The organism is Nonomuraea sp. NPDC049624, assembly GCF_040675255.1.
GTDB lineage: Bacteria > Actinomycetota > Actinomycetes > Streptosporangiales > Streptosporangiaceae > Nonomuraea.
This window is the reverse complement of record NZ_JBFAOR010000001.1, coordinates 663743-680243: the sequence shown is the minus strand read 5'-3', so window position 1 is coordinate 680243 and position 16501 is coordinate 663743. Positions and strand designations below refer to the sequence as shown.

The 16501-nt window shown below is 62.9% G+C and carries 15 protein-coding genes and 1 pseudogene; 7 read left to right on the top strand and 9 right to left on the bottom strand.

The features are described 5' to 3' along the window. Window positions 1-175 precede the first annotated feature (175 nt). A complete protein-coding gene (locus tag AB0J76_RS03645; RefSeq protein WP_352318196.1) occupies window positions 176-961 on the bottom strand; it encodes a hypothetical protein in 786 nt (261 codons plus the stop codon). 424 nt (window positions 962-1385) lie between these two features. After that, complete coding sequence (locus AB0J76_RS03640) at window positions 1386-1790, bottom strand: hypothetical protein (RefSeq protein WP_352318194.1); 405 nt, start codon at window positions 1788-1790, stop codon at window positions 1386-1388. Window positions 1791-2046: 256 nt separating this feature from the next. Between AB0J76_RS03640 and AB0J76_RS03635 the strand changes: the two genes are divergently transcribed. Together AB0J76_RS03635 and AB0J76_RS03630 are read left to right on the top strand one after the other, a co-directional pair. Then, complete coding sequence (locus tag AB0J76_RS03635; RefSeq protein ID WP_352318192.1) at window positions 2047-2502, top strand: hypothetical protein; 456 nt, start codon at window positions 2047-2049, stop codon at window positions 2500-2502. 194 nt (window positions 2503-2696) lie between these two features. Beyond that, the gene (locus AB0J76_RS03630) at window positions 2697-3353 is read left to right on the top strand and encodes a DUF6461 domain-containing protein (RefSeq protein WP_352318190.1); all 657 of its coding nucleotides are present in this window, start codon (window positions 2697-2699) and stop codon (window positions 3351-3353) included. A 432-nt stretch (window positions 3354-3785) separates the two neighbouring features. Here the strand turns inward: AB0J76_RS03630 and AB0J76_RS03625 are convergent, their stop codons facing one another. The 6 genes from AB0J76_RS03625 to AB0J76_RS03600 all read right to left on the bottom strand — a co-directional run bounded on the left by AB0J76_RS03625 (window position 3786) and on the right by AB0J76_RS03600 (window position 9077). Further along, window positions 3786-4943, bottom strand: coding sequence for a hypothetical protein (locus tag AB0J76_RS03625; RefSeq protein ID WP_352318188.1), 1158 nt, complete (start codon window positions 4941-4943; stop codon window positions 3786-3788). A gap of 167 nt (window positions 4944-5110) precedes the next feature. Continuing rightward, window positions 5111-5812, bottom strand: a complete 702-nt coding sequence (locus tag AB0J76_RS03620; RefSeq protein WP_352318187.1) for a DUF6461 domain-containing protein — start codon at window positions 5810-5812, stop codon at window positions 5111-5113. 357 nt (window positions 5813-6169) lie between these two features. Then, complete coding sequence (locus tag AB0J76_RS03615) at window positions 6170-6577, bottom strand: hypothetical protein (protein WP_352318185.1); 408 nt, start codon at window positions 6575-6577, stop codon at window positions 6170-6172. A 2-nt stretch (window positions 6578-6579) separates the two neighbouring features. Further along, complete coding sequence (locus AB0J76_RS03610) at window positions 6580-7731, bottom strand: hypothetical protein (protein WP_352318183.1); 1152 nt, start codon at window positions 7729-7731, stop codon at window positions 6580-6582. A gap of 4 nt (window positions 7732-7735) precedes the next feature. Beyond that, window positions 7736-7975: a hypothetical protein gene (locus AB0J76_RS03605; RefSeq protein ID WP_352318181.1), complete on the bottom strand. Its 240-nt coding sequence runs from the start codon at window positions 7973-7975 to the stop codon at window positions 7736-7738. A 634-nt stretch (window positions 7976-8609) separates the two neighbouring features. Then, entirely contained in the window at window positions 8610-9077 is a 468-nt protein-coding gene (locus tag AB0J76_RS03600; RefSeq protein ID WP_352318179.1) for an SRPBCC family protein, read from the bottom strand. Between the two features lie 401 nt (window positions 9078-9478). On the opposite strand from AB0J76_RS03600, the gene AB0J76_RS03595 reads away from it, so the two are divergent. Further along, window positions 9479-9604: a hypothetical protein gene (locus AB0J76_RS03595; RefSeq protein ID WP_352318177.1), complete on the top strand. Its 126-nt coding sequence runs from the start codon at window positions 9479-9481 to the stop codon at window positions 9602-9604. Window positions 9605-10170: 566 nt separating this feature from the next. Next, window positions 10171-10818: a hypothetical protein gene (locus AB0J76_RS03590; protein ID WP_352318175.1), complete on the top strand. Its 648-nt coding sequence runs from the start codon at window positions 10171-10173 to the stop codon at window positions 10816-10818. Window positions 10819-11388: 570 nt separating this feature from the next. Here the strand turns inward: AB0J76_RS03590 and AB0J76_RS03585 are convergent. Continuing rightward, the gene (locus AB0J76_RS03585) at window positions 11389-11991 is read right to left on the bottom strand and encodes a hypothetical protein (protein WP_352318173.1); all 603 of its coding nucleotides are present in this window, start codon (window positions 11989-11991) and stop codon (window positions 11389-11391) included. Between the two features lie 786 nt (window positions 11992-12777). Between AB0J76_RS03585 and AB0J76_RS03580 the strand changes: the two are divergent. The 3 genes and pseudogenes from AB0J76_RS03580 (at window position 12778) to AB0J76_RS03570 (ending at window position 16476) form a co-directional block, all read left to right on the top strand. Next, window positions 12778-13538, top strand: a pseudogene (locus AB0J76_RS03580) (transposase family protein). Window positions 13539-13768: 230 nt separating this feature from the next. Continuing rightward, window positions 13769-15286, top strand: a complete 1518-nt coding sequence (locus AB0J76_RS03575) for a class I SAM-dependent DNA methyltransferase (RefSeq protein ID WP_352318171.1) — start codon at window positions 13769-13771, stop codon at window positions 15284-15286. Next, the gene (locus AB0J76_RS03570) at window positions 15283-16476 is read left to right on the top strand and encodes a restriction endonuclease subunit S (RefSeq protein WP_352318169.1); all 1194 of its coding nucleotides are present in this window, start codon (window positions 15283-15285) and stop codon (window positions 16474-16476) included. The genes AB0J76_RS03575 and AB0J76_RS03570 overlap by 4 nt, the downstream gene beginning before the upstream one ends. Window positions 16477-16501 lie beyond the last annotated feature (25 nt).

Below are 16501 nucleotides of genomic sequence, written 5' to 3'. Positions count from 1 at the left end.
TGGAACGCAGGATGCTGCGATCAGTCTGTCCCCGTGGTCGCCGCCGCCATTGAGGGCCCGCTGAGCCTGGCCGCCACCGGCCTCTACGCCTGGCGGCTGTACGGGGCGGGCGCAGACCGGGTCACACTGGCCAGCCACTCGACTGACACAGACTCCGCATGTGCCGTTCGACCACTCAGGCTGACGCCAGGTCCTCGAACCCCACCTTCAGCCAAGTAGTGCCCACGACGACGTGCAGCTCGCTGCCTCGCCCCAGCACGGCCGCCGTCCTGGGAACCGGCCGTCCGTCGGGCATCACCAGCCGGGTGGGACGATCCACCGACAAGCCTTCTCCCTTGATGCTCCCGGTGACCACCCGGCGCCGATGTTCTCCATATCCGCCGACAAGCGCCACCCGGTCGCCGGCGACAACGAGCGCATGGGCGCCCCTCACCTGCGTGGACCAGCCGGCAACCGCGCCGGCTCGTACCCGCACAAGGGGAAAGTCGATGTAGTAGTAGGCCCACGCTTCATTTCCCGACACGTTCAGCGCGTAGCAGTCGGAGATGGCGCCGAACTCACCGTCGTACGGATATCGCCACGCGGGAGCCAGGTCAGCCCCGAAGCGGATCAGCCCGGGGGAGCCGATGGGGGTAGGACTGCCTTTCTCTCCCCATCCGGAGCTGCCGAACACGCCTTCGTCGTAATAGCTCACCCATATGTCGCCGGAAAGCGTCGTCTGCACGTCGGCGATTCCGTCTCCCAGGACGCCCTTTCGCAGGAGTTTTCCGTCGGCATCGTAGACGGCAGCGTTGGACTCGGCCGCTCCGTCCCGCCACCGGCACCGCGCCCCCACCAACAGCACGGCCCCGTCCGGCAGCGGCTGGACGTGGTTGTGCACCTGTGAGCGCCGGGCGATGGGAACCGACCTCGTCAGATGGGGACGGTACGTGGCGACCTGTAATGCGGCGGGCGCTGCCATACGCGAATGAGGAAATGATGCCCCACCGGGGGCCGTAGTCTGTGCGGTTGGCGCATCGGAGTTCTCCTGCGAGGCCCACACAACGACGAGTTCCCCCTCGGGCCCTGCCGCCGTACTCACCATCTCCGCGCCCCTGGATGGCGAAGCCAAGTCCGCGTGACGGCGCAGCCTCACAACATCTGTCTTTCGCTTTCTCCCGCCCCGGCCTGGCATGTGAGACACCTTATTGAACGCACGGCGGAATCGCGCCTGAAATAAATCCCGGCCGGCGCTCGCACCGACCACAAACGAACGAACCTCGCTCCGGAGGCCCCACTTTCGGGACCGATCTCCATATCGCAAGCGACCGGCCCGACCACGTGGCATCGAACGACGGCGGGATCAGCAGCCGACCCCGCACGCCGGCGATGCCTTCGAACAGGTTTCAGCGACGGGCTTTGCGCAGCCCGGTGATCTGCAGCTCGGCGAACAGCCCCACGACCACGGCCTGCGCGACGGCCCAGACGGCCCCGAGCGTGCTGAACCCGACGGCGCTGGTCACGACGGCCGCCACGCTGCCAAGGGTCCAGACGATGTTCAACGCGATGACAGCCCTGACGGCGTTCTGGCTGATCGCGGGACGCGCGGCCACCAGGCCGACGGCGGCGCCGTACACGAGCAGGAAGACCCCGATCTCGCGCAGCAGCCCCGCACCGGGCCCGAGCAGGTCACTCGCGGGGCCGGCCAGCGCCAGGTACGCCAGCCCATTGACGCCGGTGACGACGGCGTCCGCAACAAGAGCGAAGCGCAGGAACTTGGTCCGGTCAGCGGTGATGGTGAGGGCGGTCATCTCGGCTCCTTCAAGTGCTCGTTTCGACACCTGAACAATGGCAGCAGGCACGTAAGTACCGCGATTACGCGTCAGGTAATGAGAATGGCGACCAGTGGCCGCGAGTCTTTCGCATGCGGTACACGAAGCCCAGGGCCGTCTGATCCGTACCAGGAACGAGACGTCCACCACCATCCATCACCGACAAGAACGCGTGGTCATCAGAGCCCTCAGCCGCAGAGACGTGTTGTCAGTCCCGACGTCTACTGTCCAGCGCATGACAGTCCCCGAGATCATCCCCATCGTTCACGAACCCAACTACCACACCGACACGATCGGCCATTGGGACGGCGGCCAGTTCTTCGGCTCCGTCATAGCCGCCTTCCCGGAGGACTACATCCACTCCGACGACTGGCCGAGGCGCAAGCGCTGGTACGCCGTCCTGCACACCTTCGACGCCGCCGGCCACCACCTCGGCTCCCGCATCGAGCACACCGGCGCCGACGACGTCCACCGTTCGGCCGTCGCCCGCGCCGAGGAGCGACTGAAACACTGGCTCGACACGCTCACGGGCCTCCGCTTCGACGACATCGCCATCCGGCCCTTCCAGCACACGTTCGACGGAGTGCTGTTCGGCCTCGTCATAGAGACCTTCGAAGGCGAAGAACACGCCGAGTTCTACCCGAACAACATCGGCTTCTACGATCCATGGGACGGCCTGTACGACACCTGACCACCTGAGCCGTAGACACCTCGCCAACGGCCTTCCTCAGAGGCAGATGCGAGCAGGTGGAGAATGCCTCTGTGAGGCGGTGTTGCTGTACAGCACTTCCTCCGCATGGATCAGGACCCCGTCAAATGCGGGCGTTCATCGAGATGGCCGCCAGTCCCGACTGATTGTCGGTACGGCCTGCCACCATGACCCGCGTGACGACATCCGACCCCTTGGCCCCGTTCCAGTGGCTCAACCTGGCCGAGGGCTCGGGCGGCGCGTTGAGTGTGATCTTCAGTGTGGCCTTCTTCCGCGGGCTCGACCCGGCGGAGGTGATGCGCCGCTTCAGCCGCGGTGACAGCTCCGGCCAGGAGTCGAACTTCCGCGGGCTCGAGGACAAAGCCTACGAGTTCGTCCTCGAGACGGACGGCGGGCTTGGCGGCGGCTACGTGGGCGTCTTCAAAACCGGCGAGTGGTGCGTGGCCATCGAGCCCCACGGTTGGATGGTGACGTCCCACGCGGTGGTGACCGAGCTGTCGCAGGGCTGTGAGGTTGTGGCGGTCACCCGGCACGACTACGCCGACCACAGCTTCGCGTACGCGATTGACGGCACCTTTGTCACCGGTTACCAGCTGCGACACCCATACGAGCGTTACGGCTCCGACCCTGACCGGCTCAACGGCTTCATACGGGAGCTGAGCATGCGGCTCGACATGCCCGAGGACGAGGCCGCCTGGGACGCCGCTTGGGAGGACAACTACGACACCGCCGTGCCAAGGGGCTTCGCCCTGGCGGCCAAGGTCACCGGGGTGCCGTTCAGACCGGACATGCTCGACCACCCAATGCTTGTGGGGCCCATCGTCGGAACATGATCGTTCTGCGCCGTCCAGCAACACTCGCTGCTCGGCGTACTACCTGACCACCCTGGCAGTGCCACGGGGTTGCACCCACGCAGGTCTGGGTCACGGCCGGGTCCAACCGACCTTCCGCTGCCCAGACAGAGCAACCACCATGCTCGATTGGTGAAGACCTTGGTCAGAAGCGTGTGGGTGCTGCCACAGCTGTGTCGGCGGATGGAGACGTTGCTGCCCCAGCTGCGCGTCATCCGACTGGCAAGGCCCGACGGAGAAGGCCGCCGACAGCCGATCCCTCAGCCTCGTATGGTGGTGCGATGCCCTGCTCACGTGGCAGACACGGTCCGGCGGCGGGCGATGGTGTTGCCGTACGAGGCTGATGTACACCACCTCAATGGACGCGCCCCCCAGCCTGATGTCTCGCGTAGCCAGGTCGTCCGCTTCGACAGCTCATGCGGAGCAAGGAGACTCACCGACGCGTGCCAGGTCGACGACCATCAGCCGATTCTGAGTCGTTCGCCAATACAGGACGGGACCGTCCTGCGGCCACACGCCGATCTTTATCTCTCCCCATGGCATCTCAGCCTTCGTCAAGGTATAGGACCCGAGGATGGCGGCCTTACGCGTGCAGCGATCGTAGACCTGCATCACATGCCCAAGGGTTGCGGCCCCCCAGGTGTTAGGGATGGAGTCGTCCCCAGCGACCGTTGGGACGCCGAGAAGAGCAAGCCGATCGCGGATCGGAGGCCTCATCAGGAGCGCATCTCCCGGCACTGTGACGCGATCGGAACCATCCACGCGCAACACGGTCGCCTGCGTGACCTTCCACAGCTCCTGCCAGTCTTCCCCGACACACCAGGCGGGCCCGCAGGCAAGACGATGTTCGAAATCCTCAGCCTCGGTTACTTCGGTCTCCTGGCCCGTGTCGAGATTGATCACAATCCGCTCGTATCTGTCATACGCCCATGGCCACGAACTCACGCGAAGCCGTCTACCTGGAAGCACCTGCTCAGGCTCCCCGCCATGGAGCGAGACGCGCCAGATGTCACCGTCGTATCCCCACCACACGACGTTCTCGCCGATGATTTGGAAGCCGTCAATATGGGCGCCCTCAGCCTGCACGGATAGCGGCAGACGCGCCACCATGCGCATGGATCCACCTGCTCGCGGCATTGCCCATACCTCGTAGTGGCGTTGCCCACCGGCAGAGGCGCCCGGCACGTAACCCTTGATGATCATTGCCACGTGGGTAGTTCCGAGGGCCGTTTTCTGGATCTCAAAGCAGCCACCGCATTCCGCCCATTCGGGGGCTCGCGCCATGACATGCTGCCTCTTGGTCCGCGTATTGAAGCTGCTGAACTCCGGAGCACGCTCATCGCTCATCAAGAGCAATTCATCTTGGCCGAGTGATCCAATGGGCCATAGCCACGTACCGTCTTTTCTTTCAGCGGGCACCACGCTGACAGCCTCTGGCCAGACCTCGCTGACCGGTGCGATATGCGGCAACACGGGGAGCTGCGTGGGCCGTTTGGACTCCTCCTCCGCGTGTCGAGGAAGCCACACCAGGGCCAAGGTGATCACAGATAACAGCGCCACCCCCACACGCATCAACAGAGCCTGATCCCAAGAGCGTCCCACCCGACGTACCCCCCGCTTCCAACGCCACGATGCCCGCAGAATAGCCAGGCGAAATCCAACGCTGAAGTCCGCTGCTCCTTCCGATCCTGATCAAGCGATCTGTCCAGAGGCCTTCTACTGAGCTGGGTTACCGGCGCTCAGCCGTTGTGCTTGTCGCGGATCACGTAACGGGTGTGAGTCCCGTTCATCCACTCCCGGTCAATCTCCCTGCCCGTCACTCTGCCAACAAGCGTCAGGGCTGACGTGAGGCAGGTCGCCATCGGAGGGCTGTAGCCGCTGTGAGCCAGGGCAATGAAGTCCTGCCACTCCTCGGGGATGTCTTCATCGCCGTAGTCCTGCCCTGTCTCAAGCCGGGCCTCCTCCCACGCGCAGTACTCCAGCCAGCCCGCCGGCAGGTCGGGATCGCTCTGCCAACTGGAGTCGTCGAGGTCGAACTGCAACCCCTGAGCGTGGTGGTCGAGCGCCTGAGGATCGCTACCCCAGCGCTCTCCGGGGACGGTGACGCTGAAGCCCGTAACGTATTCGCCGTTGATCGCGTACTCCAGATCACGCGGCCCGTTCAGGTCCCAACCCACCTGCAGCGCCCGTCCGCCGTAGGAGAGATCTCGCAGAGCCTGGTCGCAATCGAACCCCCGCACCTGAATGATCTGCGTCCAATCCGCCGTGACCGGGCCTGCCCAGACCACCCCGGCGTCATCATCAGCGGGCAGCCCACGCAGGACATTCGCCCAGGTGCACTGGGTCGAGTGATCCACCTCCGCAACCGATGCCCCCAGGCGACGGGCGGCCTCCCACACCTCCAGACCCTCGACCCACGCGGACATGAACCACTCGCCCATGTCGTAGGACCGGACGAGATGCCAAAGACGCTCAGACCGCCGCATTCCTACCCTCTGCTCGTTCAACGCTCGCTTCCGAGGCGACTCAAGCGGCTACCCCGACAGTCCATGATCGACGCCGCGCAGCGGCTCTCGCGACACGTGGTGAATGCTGGGCCAGGCGGCCGGATCGGCTTCCTCTGTAGGGACATCAAGCAGCAGCGGGAGCCACGCCGCTAGCAGAGGTGTTAGCAAGAGCCTGGGATTGTCCTGACAAACACGAAAGGTCGGGTGTGATCGCGTAAGATGGCGTTGCTGTACGTGCTGCTGGACAGCCCGCGCGCCACAGGAGCCGAGGGCCTGGTTCGAAGAGACTCGTCAATCGTCGAAGCTGGCGATCCATTCATCGATGAACTTCGACGCCTCCTCGGCCGTGACGACATCGCTCCTGGGCGCAGGTCCGAGGCTCTCGACGAGCAACTCCGGCGACACGGGTTCCCCAGCGACGACTACGTAGCATGACAGGCCCTCGCTCATCTGGCGTGACATCGAGGAGACGAACGCATCGCGGCGGTACCTGTTGCAGAGCAACAGCAGGTTCTGCTGTTCCAGCTCTGCTCTCAGCTGTCGCAGGGCGTCTTCGAAGTCGGTCGAAGAGTGAACCCTGATCGGCGAAGCGCTTGCGCGATCCAGTCGGAGCTCGTACGTCTCGCCATCGGTCTGCGTTGTCACCTGGCAGGGCAGAAGGGACTCGTCCGCCAAGCTAACCAATTCGAGGTCGTGCATGCTCACCTCGGCACGTAGTGGGGGTTCGGAATCCAGACGTCGTCAGCGCTTCCATACTTGCCCGGCTTCCAGGCTCCTCTGATCTGCGACGGATCGATCCGCTTGAACACGACCTCCTGCTCGCCTCTGAGGTGCCTGAATCCGGGGCCGTACTTTACCTCCATGCCGTTCCCGCGGTCCTCGATCTCAAAGATGTAGCCCTTGTGCCCGACGGCGAACCCTCGGGCCACGTTCTTGCTCTTCGAGGCGGCGATCAGACCGTTCTCACCGGAGAGATGCTGTTCGACGCTCATGTCCGGGTCGCGAGCGGTCATGCCCTTCTCGAAGATTCGCTCCAGTGTCCGGCCGTCTCCCCGGAACAGCGGTGGCACGTCCTTTCCCTTGAGTTCGAAGCGCTCCCCGAAGCGTGAGAGTGTGGCCGTTGGCTTGGGTTTGATCACGCTCTTGGCCGCCTTGCCCAGGGCTCCCACGGCTCGGGTGGTGCCGGAGACGGCGCCGCTTGAGCCGGCGGTTGTGACGGCCGCCACGATGTCCGGGATGAGGCGGCCCAATGCCCGATCGGGATTGGCGGCCCAGGTGTCCCAGTCCAGCACGGACTTGGCGAACCCGACCGGGTCCTGAATGCCGTAGAGCAGGCTTTGGCCCAGATCGTTGACGCTGCGTTGCCAGCCCATGAAGTCGACGACCGCCCGCGTGGGAGAGTAGTCGATCACCATCTTGCCCAAGCCGGCCAGGCTCTCCACCGTGCCCTTGGCCGTTTCCGTCATCTGGTTGCCGGAGGTCAGGTTCGGGTCGAAGGCGTCCTGGATCTGCTGGCCGATACGGTCCCAGAAGCCGCCTGCCGTGGGCAGGACCGCTCCCGGGGCGAACATCGAACCGTCGACCGAGATCGCCGGCTTCCCAGCGCCGAACATCTCGGGCTTGGCCAGCTCCATGCGTTCCAGGAGCACCAACCGCTTGTTGATCTCCGGTCCCTGTGCGCCGGCCCACGCCCCTACCTGACGGATCGTGTCGGCCGAGGCGGTCGACAGCCAGGACCCGCGCAGGATGTTCCACAACTCCTCGCCGATGGCTTCCAGCGACGATTCAGCTTGGTGCAGCGTGTCCTTCAGGCTGCGAACTCCCTCGGGGACCATGCCCTCCAGCTGACCCATGGGCTTAGCCGGAAGTGTCTGCCGGCGTACGGGCTAACAGCGCCCGCAGCTCGTCTACCGCACCGGTGCACGCGCCGATCAGGGCTTGGCGCTGAGCGGTCAGCTCGTCGGCGAAGCGCCGAGCTGCTGGGCCGGTCCAGACGTTCTGTGCCATGAGCGAGATTGCCCGATCCAGAATGGGCTTGGCTTGATCCGTGAGTTGCTCGGCTCGGCGCAAGGCCTGTTCCACTTGCTCCCGGGTCATACGTGACTCCTTCGGGTGCGACGACCAAGCTCGAGATCAAGGCGTGAGGCCATTGGACTGCGCTCCATTCACCGCAGCAACCGAATCGCCGGGATTGGTCTGAAGTGTCAGTCGATGCGACGTGCTGCTCTGGGAGAGGAGGCCGATCCCTTGCGAGGAGGACTGTTGGCTTCTCAAGCGGAGCAATTACCCTGCTCGCCTGATCAAGAAAATGATCAAGGGCGTGCGGACGGTGGCACGGATGCGCTGATGCGTGGGGACGTTGCAGTCAGCGATGCTGTCACCTACGCCATGGTCACTCGGTGCCGGTGCCGGTGCCGGTGCCTGACGGAGGAGGCTTCGGCGTCGATCCCCCAGCCACGGTCGGCGATGGGGGAAGTGAGCGATCGTCACGGCCTCAACTGGGCGACATCGTGTCTCCCTGCAGTGGTACGTGAGCGCCCACCTGCAGATGGGAGCCGGTCACAAAGTAGACGGCTCCTCGCCCTGGTCAGGTCACATGGCAGATGCAGCCCAGTGGAGTGTGATGACGTGAGGCGGTGTTGCTGTATTCCACTGCTGCACACAGCCCCCCGGCCGGCCGCCCACCCCCTCATCCGATGGCGCTGGCCCCTCGGTCGCAGGCCGACCTGAGTCATCCGGCCCCTTCGACGTGCGACGCCAGGTTGGCCAGCGAGGAGGCCATCCCGGCCTCGTGTACCGCTTGGTCGATGCCGGGCGGTACGTCCGTGGCGGTGACGGTTACTTCGGTCCCTTCGCCGACGGCAGCGAGGTGCCAGGTCATCGTCATGGTGCCCGCGTACGACGGGTCATCAGCTTCGAACACTGCCCGCTGCACCACGCGCTCTGGTGGCACCAGGTCGACGAACGCGACGTTGACGACGTCCGTCGCGTCTGACGTCTTGCCGGGGTTGTCGGTGGGGTCGAGGTACGTGAGAACCATCATGAACCCCCCACCAGGCCGGGCATCCCACCGCTCGATCCGCCCGCGCATGCCGTCCGGCGGCAACCAGGTTTCGAGCGACTCCCGGTCGAGGAGAGTGCCGTATACGGTCGCCGGTGGTGCCGCGATCAGTCGGCTGGCGCGGTCAATCCTGGCCATGACTCGAGTCTAGGACCGAAGCTCTCCAGGCCCATCCTCGTCGAACGGCAGCCAGACCATCGCCTTTGAAGGCGTCGTGGATAGATCCCCCCTTAGGTGTCGCCCGAGATGCGGCTGTTGAGGGAGCAAGCGCGCTTCGCTGCCAGTCTGTGGCCTGTGCGTTTCCGCACTCAGGGACCGGCAGCGCGTCCAGGAGGAGGCGCGGAAATTGGCTGGCGACGCATGGAAGACCTCGGACCTGACGTTCACGACCCGTACCGGTACGCCAATAGAGCCGCGCAACTTCAATCGGGCCTTCGAGAACCACTGCCGCCGAGCGGACGTCCCACGCATCCGTGTCCACGCACCCGGCACACCTGCGCCTCGCTCCTGGCCGCCCTCGACGTCCACCCGCTGTGGCGATGCGCATCCTGCGGCACTCGCAGATCTCGATGACCATGGACGTCTATACGCAGATCCCGGGTCCCGAGGCCCGCAAGGCGCTCGCCCGGCTGAATGAGCGTCTGACCGCCGAATCAGACGGTTAAGCTCGGCGGCGTTGCTGTACAACGCTGCTGTACGCCTACGAAAAAGGCCCTCCGGGATGATCCCGGAGGGCCTTTGACCTGCTGTGCGGCCGGAGGTACTCGAAACCCCAACCTTCTGATCCGTAGCAAGGCCGAGATCGTCCACCAGCGTCCACGGATGTCAGAAAGACCTGTTCGAGACACCTCGCTCTTGATCACCTTTCATGGGTGTCCACTCACATCCAGGGACGGTGTTAGCACCTCCGTTAGCAAGATCACATTTTCTGGGTGCCGTCCGCACGAGCTGACAGCATCAGTGTTCAAGCTGAGAAGCGGGATGCGGATCACCACCGTGATCGCCAAGCCGCATACACCACTTCCGCGTACGCAACCTGAGAGCGCGGCGCGGCTGGATCATGAGATTCTGTGGCGTGGACTCGGTAACACTGCACGTGGCAGCACGCCGGTATCTAATAGATCGCTACGACGAGTTGGCCGACAGGTACGCTGAGCTGCCCAACCAGGGGCGAGCCGCGGACGGGTATGACTACAGTCCCGAAGCCTGGCGTATCTTCCCTCGCTACAACGTGGTCGCAGCGATCCTGGAACAGGTGGAGCGGCTCGATCCAGACCGGCTGCCCGAGTTCTCCGACCTCGTCGAGGCTCTGGCAGAGGCGGCCGACACCGCCCAGTCCCCGTTCACCCAGCCGGCGTCCAACGAGGTGGAGGCCAAGGCCATGGCTGAGGAACGCCGTCTGTTCCAGTCGGTCCTGCAAGGTTTGGTTACGCGGGGCGACCTTCAGGTGACACCGTTGGCGTACCGTCGCGTGTTGACGCCTGCCGAGTCGGCCGAACGGCAGGAACAGTTGCGGCAGCGGTGGGGGTTGGCGGGCAGGTCGTGGCACCCGATGCTCGCCGGGCCAACCCCGCCCGGCGTGCTCGTGCTGACGGAGGCATCGATGTGGAATGAGCAGGGACTCGCCCAGGTGCGCGCCGCACTGCTCGAGATGAGCGGCAGCCGTGTGACAGAGCTCCGTGAGTACGGCGCGGACTATCTCGTTGACGTGGAGATTTTTGCACCTCAGTACACGGGCGCCGAGGGCGTGTGGAGCGATGACACGCTTACTTGGATCGCGTTCGCCTCCCACGAGGGAACTGTCGCCTTCGGTGGCCGACTCGCCGCCGCCCTCGAAGCGGAGTGGGTCGACCTCGACCGATGGCGCTGGTCAGGCTGAGCCACTCTGGCTTCGATGGACGCTCGACCTTCTGATCCGTAGAGAAGGGCAGACCACTCATTGAGGGAACCTTGGCCTGTTCAGGCGGTAGATGCGCGCTGATCGAATGTGATCGCGTAAGACGGCGTTGCTGTACGTACTGCTGTACAGCCCGTGCGTCACGGGAGCAGAGGGGCCTGTTCGCAGGGACTCGTCAGTCGTCGAAGCTGGCGATCCATTCATTGATGAACTTCGATGCCTCCTCGGCCGTTACGACATCGCTCCTGGGGGCGGGCCCGAGGCTCTCGACGAGCGACTCTGGCGATACGGGTTCCCCGGCGACGACTACGTAGCACGACAGGCCCTCGCTCATCTGACGTGACATCGAGGAGACGAACGCATCGCGGCGGTACCAGCACTCCGACCATTCCGCTTTTCGGGCGAGTCGGCCCTGTGCCAGGCCGGCCCCATCCCGAATGGGCGCACCGAAGGCTGGCACCAAGGCGCTGGCAGGTTGGGGGCGCGAATCTGCGCTCGTCACAGACACTAGCGAGGCTGCTGAGCCGAAGACCTCGCCTAGTCGACATCACATTAGGCGCCAACAAAAATTTGACGCAACTGGGAGATCTGCCGATATTGCACTAAAAGACGTGCTCGGCGCTCTTTCTCTATTCTTATTGACTTGTTAATCTGTCCAGCCCAATCACATGTGACTAGATCTCGAACGCGAGGAGGGCTGTCGTATATCTCTTCGATCTCCCTAAGCGCCGCCTCTCTACGTCCCGGAAAATGATGAGGCCAGAGGAGGGCAGCGTGCTCGGAAGAGATGCTAAGGTCTACGATTCCGTCATCAAACCGCACAGGGATCGTGGCTGCAGGTCCTGGAGGGGTTTTAAATGGGAGCTTGATCCCGCAGTATAGATGTACGCTTAGCCAGTTCCAATGATCCGCATCATCGCCAGGAAATCTGCTCGGAAATACAGGCATGTCGACCTTGCTTCGCCGAAGCTCTTTGCCCTTGACCCAAACAACATGAAAATGCACGTCCTGGCTTTTCGGCTTGCAGCCCTCAAGAGAGTGATGAACAAAACCAAGGGGGTGACCCGCCAGCGTCCCATCAAGGTTGATCAACGGCTCCTCATAGAGTTGTACGTAGTACGCCTTAGGGAAGCGTCCGTCGTTCAGGCGCAGCACGTGGAGTTGAGTAGGACCCGTCTCGGCAACGCCGATGTACGCTTCGGTTGGTACGACTGCAGTGTGCACGGAACTCGTAGTACGCATGGGCCGTCCATCATGATTGAGCTGGTATGCCCCAACACGCGTGAGTGTAACTACCGCTGAAGCCCGCCGGAGTCCCTTCGGCAAGAAAAGCGCGGATGCTTCTACCCTCAAGCTTCCAAGCGGGTCCTGAGCTCCCTGGCTGACGCTCGAACCGCCGGCCTTCCGTCTTTCAGGCGGACCGGTGACCCTCTTCGGTCGATCGAGTGCGTGGTCAGGTACGTGCCACCGCGTCGAGCTGTTGCCATTCATGGGGCTTGTCAATGTGCGTCAAACGAGCGCACTCTGACGACACTCCACGTCAGGCGCTTGCCACCTGATCCGCTGCCGGTTCGCACCAAGCCGCAGCTACAGCTGTGGGCACGCGGTGGCAAGGGGCGACGAAGGAGCGACTTGACGGCGATCACCCCTGCCGCATCGCGAAGTCCGCGATCGTAACGGCATGAGCCATGCGATACCCGGGTTAAGAGAGCGGTGGCTTTCCGGCTGGCTCATCTCCTGTGACCTGCGTAGATGCTTCGAACTCTCCGCGCCATTACCATGATCATCTCGTGTATGTCCCCGCACCCGCAGTGAGGGTTTTCCAACCAGAAGCCCGCAGGTCGAGGGCATGCTGCGTGAGTGGACTTGATCGACAAGTAGGAAAGCCCCTGGTAGAAGGGTTGTCGGCCAAGAACAACCTTTACTACCAGAGGCTCTTAGTTGCTGTTTTATCGTGCCGCGCTGCCCTTGTCATCTCGGATGCTGTCTACTGTCCGACATCCTGCGCCGGCACCACAAGACGATCGGCACGCCCTGGCGCCGTCTCAATCTCGGCCAGCAGGCCCTGCTCGTGCTCGTCCACCTGCGCAAAGGCGAGACCCTGGCCGAGGTCGCGGCCGGCTTCGGCTTCGGCATCGCGACCGCCTGGCGCTACATCCGCAAAACCGTCACCCCGCTCGTCCGGCGCTCTCCTCGCCCGGACCAGGCGTTACACGTGGCCAAGCGCGCTGGCTACCCCTACTTGGTGCTGGACGGGAGGCTGATCCCCATCGACCGAGTGACCGCCGACCGGCCCTACTACTCCGGCAAAGACAAGAAGCACGGCATGAACACCCAGGTTCTGGCCACGTCCGACGGCACCCCCGTGTGGACCTCCGGCTCCCTGCCCGGCTCCGTGCACGACCTCAGGGCCGCCCGGATCTAGGCATCCTGTGCCGCCTGCAAGCCGCCGATGTGATCACCCTGGCCGACAAGGGGGCGTCGGCGCTGGTGAGCACCTGCGCGTGCCCTACAAGGGCCGCAACAAGCCCGCCTCACCGAAGACCTCCAACGCGGCCCAGGCCAAGCTCCGCGGGCCCGGTGAGCGCGCCAATGCCCAGCGGAAACCCTGGCGCATCCTCCGCAAACTTCGCTGCTGCTCACTCCTTGCAGGTCAGTTCGTCAAAGCAATCCTTGTCCGTCAACTTCGCGAAGCGGGATGAAACGCTCAGTATTTGGGGATTCCACTTCGCCCACGAGGTGGTTGGAGTCATGCAGCCCATCTGTCTGCCTAAACGAGAAGCCACCTCGGCTGGCTCGCGAGACAGGTCTGAGTAGGGCTGCCCTGAATCGAGGAGCCCATGTGCACGGCAGTCCTTCCAACTGGGGGTATCCGCTGGGTCATTCTGCTGAGAAGGTAAGTCTTGTCCGGCCTCTCCACTAGGCTGCGCTTGTGATTACGGGTGAGCTCAAGAACAAGATCGACCGGCTATGGGACGCCTTCTGGTCGGGCGGGATCTCCAACCCGCTCGAAGTGATCGAACAGATCACCTACCTGATGTTTCTCCGGCGCATGGAGGACCTGCAGACCACGAAGGAGCGCAAGGCCAACCGCACCGGTAAGCCGATCGAGAACCCGATCTACACGGAGGAGACGAACTTCCTTCGCTGGTCGAAGTTCACCGAAGAGCACCCGGACAAGATGCTTGTAACGGTGCGGGACGGCGTCTTCCCCTGGCTGCGCGGTCTCGGTGACGATGAGTCCACCTACTCGCACCACATGAAGGACGCCCGCTTCACCATCCCCACCTCGAACCTGTTGACCAAGGTCGTCGACATGCTCGACGACATCCCCCTCGGCGAGCAAGACACCAAGGGCGACCTCTACGAGTACATGCTCGGCAAGATCGCCACCGCCGGACAGAATGGCCAGTTCCGCACGCCCCGGCACATCATCCAGCTCATGGTCGAGATGATGGCTCCAGGGCCGAACGACGAGATCTGCGACCCGGCCTGCGGTACGGCCGGCTTCCTTGTCGCGGCCGCCGAGTACGTCGCCCGCGCCCACAGGGACGCGCTCCTCATTCCTGGCCAGCGGCAGCACTACAACCAGAGGATGTTCCACGGCTTCGACTTCGACAGCACCATGCTCCGCATCGCGAGCATGAACATGCTGCTGCATGAGATCGAGCAGCCGGACATCCGCTATCGTGACTCGCTGGCTGAGAACGTCGCCGACGAGGCTGAGCGCTACTCAATGATCCTCGCGAATCCGCCGTTCGCTGGCAGCCTTGACTACGAGACTACCGCCAAAGACCTGCAGCGGATCGTCAAGACCAAGAAGACCGAGCTGCTCTTCCTCGCACTGTTCCTCCGGCTCCTAAAGCCCGGCGGGCGCGCGGCGGTCATCGTTCCGGAAGGCGTGCTCTTCGGCTCCACCGGGGCACACAGGGAACTCCGTCGCATCTTGATCGAAGATCACAAGCTAGACGCTGTGGTCAAGTTGCCCAGTGGCGTCTTTAGGCCGTATGCCGGGGTCTCCACCGCCATCCTGTTCTTCACCAAGACCAACAGCGGCGGGACCGACGACGTCTGGTTCTACGAAGTCACCGCCGACGGGTTCAGCCTCGACGACAAGCGCACCCCGCTGTTGTCCGAGGACAAGCTCGGCGCGACACCGAACGCTCTGCTCGACGAGGCTGATCTGGTCAAGAACAACCTCCCGGACGTCCTCGCCCGCTGGTCCCGCCGCAATGGTAGCGAGCAGCAGCGAGCCAAGACCGAGCAGAGCTTCTGCGTCCCCAAGGCCGATATTGCCGCACAGGGGTATGACCTGAGCCTGAATCGGTACAAGGAGATCGCCCACAATGAGGTCGAGCATCGTCCGCCAGCGGAGATCCTGGAGGAGTTGGAGCGTATCGAAGCCAACATTCAGCAGAGCATGTCCGAATTGAAAGGGCTGCTGGGATGAGTAAGTGGCTAGAGGTTCCAATCGGCGACGTAGCCCACTTTGTGGGGGGCGGCACCCCTACCAGGAGTAATCCGGACTACTATGGCGGAGATATTCCTTGGATAACTCCAAAGGACATGAAGTTCTGGAACATCGAGAAGGCTCAAATAAGTATCACACAGAAAGGACTGGACAACAGCACCTCACGACTTATCCCGGAAGGCAGTGTTCTCATTGTCGTCCGCTCAGGCGTATTGAAGCACACTATCCCTGTAGGATTGAATCGACTTCCAGTCGCCATCAATCAGGACATGAAGGCGTTGATTTGCTCTGATGCGGTTATCCCGGATTACCTGGCTCGCTTCATAAAGGGGAGCTCGGGTCGAATTCTGACATGGGTAAGGGCAACGACTGCCGACAATTTCCCCATTGACAATCTCAAAAACCTATTCATACCACTGCCTCCCCTCAGTGAGCAGCGGCGGATCGCAGATATTCTGGATCGGGCAGACGCTCTGCGCGCGGAGCGCCGGAAGGCTATCGCCCTCCTTGACGACCTCGCTCAGTCTATCTTCATCGAGATGTTTGGCGATCCCGTCCTTAACCCTTACGGCTGGCCCATACGCACTGTTGGCGATCTAATCGATTCAGCCAAATACGGAACGAGCGAAAAGGCTGTCGAGTCCGGAGACTTGCCGGTCCTGCGGATGGGGAACGTCACGGCGACTGGCGAAGTTGACTTGCGGGATCTTAAGTACATGCCAGATTCGTCAGTAGATGAACGTTACCTAGTTCGCCACGGAGACATCCTCTTCAATCGAACTAATAGTGCCGACCTCGTTGGGAAAACTGCGATCTATCGAGGAACTGCTCCACTAGCATACGCGGGGTACCTGGTGCGCGTTCGAACAAATCCGAATAACCATCCCGAATACCTCGCCGCATTCATGAATACGGCCTACATCAAACGCGTGCTCCGCAACATGTGTAAAAGCATCATCGGAATGGCGAATATTAACGCTCGAGAACTTCAGACTATTCGTATAGCAGAACCGCCACTTGACCTTCAGAACGCCTTCGCTGAACGAATCGCATCGGTGAACGCGCTAAAGGCTGTCCATCGCATGCACCTTGCTGGATTGGATGCACTCTTCGAATCGCTTCAACAGCGGGCTTTTCGTGGGGACCTGTGGGACAATCGAGACATCTGAAAGCCTTCCTGGGTGAGGTGTCTCG